Raw genomic sequence first — 3,471 nt, forward strand, 5'->3', positions numbered from 1 at the left:
TAGTAGTAGAATTGCCAGAAGACTACTACTACGGGTCCTGGCTTTTCCATTTGTGCAATTTTAAATGCTTTTCGAATAATCTCAGGAAGCGTTTGTGCATCTTTTATCTGAACACCCCACTTCGTTGCCGGTTCCACCATTTTGATAATGTCCATATACTGATGCGAATCTTTATGCTGCCTTCCCAAAGCAGCCTGTCCTGTTAAAGCAACAACAGGGGAATGGTCTAGCTTTGCGCTAGATATACCTGTCAATAAATTAGTAGCTCCAGGGCCTAATGTTGATAAACATACCCCTACTTTGTTTGTTAACCTTCCGTATACATCTGCCATAAAAGCAGCTCCTTGCTCATGCCTCACATTCACGAATTGAATCTGTTTAGAGTTGGATAAGGAATCAATAAAATCTAAGGTCTCTTTACCGGGTATTCCGAAAATATATTCAACTCCCTCATTTTCTAAACATTGAACAAGTGTATCCGTCACTTTCATATTGTTCGACCTCTCTCTAGATAGTATTCTGACAAGCTTATGTGAAAGGAATAGCTCATTAATCTTTATCGTATTTTTTGAGTTTCAGCTCGCAAAAATCCCAAATTTATGCAAAGAAATCCTATTCACTACCTATTGTTTATAGTGTTGCCATTAGGTTCTTATGTTAAAGACATTTTTTAGAGAATGTATAAATAATTGAATGAGTCAAAAAACTTGGAAGGAAATTAGACGGCAATGATTGTTTCTTTGTTAGTGAACAAAAAAAGCTTTATTTTTTCTGCTCTAACCTTACAAAAAGGTATCCTCTCTCTTCCCCTTCCTCTATGTTGGCTGATTGAAAATGTAAAGATACCCTATAAAAAATTACTATTAGAATGTAACGTTTTGAGGAATGTAAAAAATCCCATATACAAATAATAAGGCGCATACTCGTTTAAATTGGAGGGAGCGTTTTTATGAAAAGATTATTATTGATGGGATTTATGTTGTTATTTTCGCTAAACATGCTGGTTGAACCAAGTAGTGCTCGTGCTGAAACACAAGAACATCGTRTTAGYCAATCTSAGGTAAMGTTTGAAAATGAATTSAGAAGACTTTGGATGGATCATGTACTGTGGACAAGCAATTATATTACAAGTGCAACAACAGCAGGATCAGAAGACCAAAAACAAGTGTTGACAAGGTTATTAAAAAATCAAGAAGATATCGGTAATGCTGTGAAGCCGATATACGGAGAGAAAGCTGGGAATAAACTTACGGATTTGCTCAAGGAACATATTGTGATTGCTGGCAAGATTGTAGATGCGGCTAAAACGGGAAAGAAAGCCTTGGTGAATCAATTAAACCAAGAATGGTATAGAAATGCTGATGATATAGCAGCGTTCCTTAGCCAGGCCAACCCTTATTTAAAAAATGAAGATTTGAAAAAATTACTGTATATGCATCTAAAATTAGTGACAAATGATTTATCTGCAAGCTTAAAAAGAGACTGGGAGGCGAGAATCGTTGCAATAGATGAAGGAGTATCGCATATTATCTTAATGGCAGATACTATATCTGCAGGAGTTGTGAAGCAGTTTCCAAAGAAATTTAATAAATAATTTTAATAATATCCAGTATTATTTGAAATTCCTTCATAAACACTGTATTTGTAAGGGCTCTTTTGCTGGATAATTCTAAGAAACCTTATGTTCACTAAAAAGGTACACGTAGATATTCTGCATAAAGCATCATAACCAAAGGTTTAGTAAATTTAAACATTGGGTATTATCAAATCAAGACGATGTGTTAAGAGTACCGCCCGTGCATAGGGTGTGTCCTTCTCTATTCTATAAAAATGGCGCCTAAAACGGCGTCATTTTTTATTTGGAAACAAGTTTACGGATTCTAGTGCGAAGGTTGTATTTATATGAAAAAGGTATATAGATTTCTATCTAATCGAATGTATTTTTACACCACTATTCAAAAATTTTTTGAGTAAACTTCCCTTTCTTTTGGACAGACGGCTCCCATTATGCTCTCGTATCTAATTGAGGTTCATATTTATGAATGCAATGCCCTTAATGATTGTGTGAACAGTGGCTAATATTTGACTTCTATCATTTCCATGTTTATTTGAGGTTTTTGCACGAGAACCTCACTATGATGTTATAGTCATACACTTGTTACATTTTAATGGAATGAGTGATGATAAAGAAAGTTAAAAAGATCAAATTAATTTAAGTTTAAGATGTCTCCATTGGGATAATATATAAATAAGCTAGATTTAATGATAATCTGGTTTATTTTCTACATTTTAGGAGGCATCAAAAAATGGAACACGGTAAAGTAAAATGGTTTAATGCTGACAAAGGTTTTGGATTTATTGAGCGCGAAGGTGGAGAAGATGTGTTTGTTCACTTCTCAGCTATTCAAGGTGAAGGCTTTAAATCCTTGGATGAAGGTCAAGAAGTGACTTTTGATATCGAACAGGGGCAACGTGGACCACAAGCGACAAACGTAAATAAAGCATAAGAAACCATACTAAAAAACAGACTCTATTTTCAGAGTCTGTTTTTACTTAAAAAGATTTTTATATCAAAACTTATTCATCAATAATTATAGTTCGTGTTTTTTTAATTCTTCTTCAAAGAAAAAGGTACTTGGGTATTTATCGACTGTATAAGAGTATCTTTTCATATTTTTTACATAATGACTTTTTAAGATTGTCACTAATTCATTCGATACTCTTATAGTTACTACTTCTCCATTACTAAATATTTTCTCACTCATAGCCATTATCCTTTCTCGCATCAAAAATAATCAGGGATTATTTTCTATATGTTTTTTTACGGCCTACTGTTTCTTTTCTCCCTCTATTTCTCTTACGTTCTGTTTTTGCCTTTTTATTACGAAGTGGTGCCACTTCAGACAATTGGACAGAGGTCATATTTGATTCTTTTGTTAAAAGCTTTAAAGTGGCTGACAGTAAAGAAACAGAATCCACTTCTTCTAATAACTTTTCCGCCATTGGCTTATATTCCACAAACTCCCCCTTGTCGATAGCGGTCAAAACCTGGTGAATGATTGCTTCCTGATGCCCTGCCATTACCTCACTAGAAGTAGGAGGTGATTGTCTAGACATTTTGGTTTTCGTGACATCTTCGATTACTTTTAAGTGATTACGTTCTCTTGGAGTTATAAAGGTAACTGCCAATCCCTTAGTACCTGCCCGCCCTGTTCGGCCAATACGATGAACATAGCTTTCAGGGTCCTGAGGAATATCAAAATTGTAGACATGGCTAACACCTGTAATATCAAGTCCTCTTGCTGCAACGTCGGTTGCAACCATAATCTCAATCGTATGATTCTTGAATTGACGAATTACATCGGCACGTTTGGATTGCGTCAGATCTCCATGAATGCCTTCTGCTGCATATCCACGCTTTTTTAGCCCTTCAGCAAGTTCATCCACACGTTTTTTTGTKCGTCCAAACAC

Annotated in this window: 4 protein-coding genes; 2 read left to right on the top strand and 2 right to left on the bottom strand. The window is 35.3% G+C overall.

Annotation, left to right across the window (positions count from 1 at the left end; genetic code table 11):
- A partial coding sequence (locus AC1DRF_RS19935; protein WP_477741494.1) for a thiamine pyrophosphate-binding protein occupies nucleotides 1-491 on the bottom strand: 491 nt, incomplete at its 3' end.
- Nucleotides 492-949: 458 nt separating this feature from the next.
- On the opposite strand from AC1DRF_RS19935, the gene AC1DRF_RS19940 reads away from it, so the two are divergent.
- Together AC1DRF_RS19940 and AC1DRF_RS19945 are read left to right on the top strand one after the other, a co-directional pair.
- Complete coding sequence (locus AC1DRF_RS19940) at nucleotides 950-1,594, top strand: glycosyltransferase (protein ID WP_477741495.1); 645 nt, start codon at nucleotides 950-952, stop codon at nucleotides 1,592-1,594.
- A gap of 712 nt (nucleotides 1,595-2,306) precedes the next feature.
- Nucleotides 2,307-2,507, top strand: a complete 201-nt coding sequence (locus AC1DRF_RS19945; protein ID WP_013056409.1) for a cold-shock protein — start codon at nucleotides 2,307-2,309, stop codon at nucleotides 2,505-2,507.
- A gap of 295 nt (nucleotides 2,508-2,802) precedes the next feature.
- On the opposite strand, the gene AC1DRF_RS19950 is transcribed toward AC1DRF_RS19945, so the two are convergent.
- A partial coding sequence (locus tag AC1DRF_RS19950; protein ID WP_477741496.1) for a helicase-related protein occupies nucleotides 2,803-3,471 on the bottom strand: 669 nt, incomplete at its 5' end.

The sequence above is a fragment of the Priestia sp. P5_B4 genome (genome assembly GCF_056400385.1).

Bases quoted from the DNA above. Each gene is read 5' to 3' on its own strand.
- AC1DRF_RS19945 (WP_013056409.1), top strand. From the start codon at position 2,307: ATGGAACACGGTAAAGTAAAATGGTTTAATGCTGACAAAGGTTTTGGA.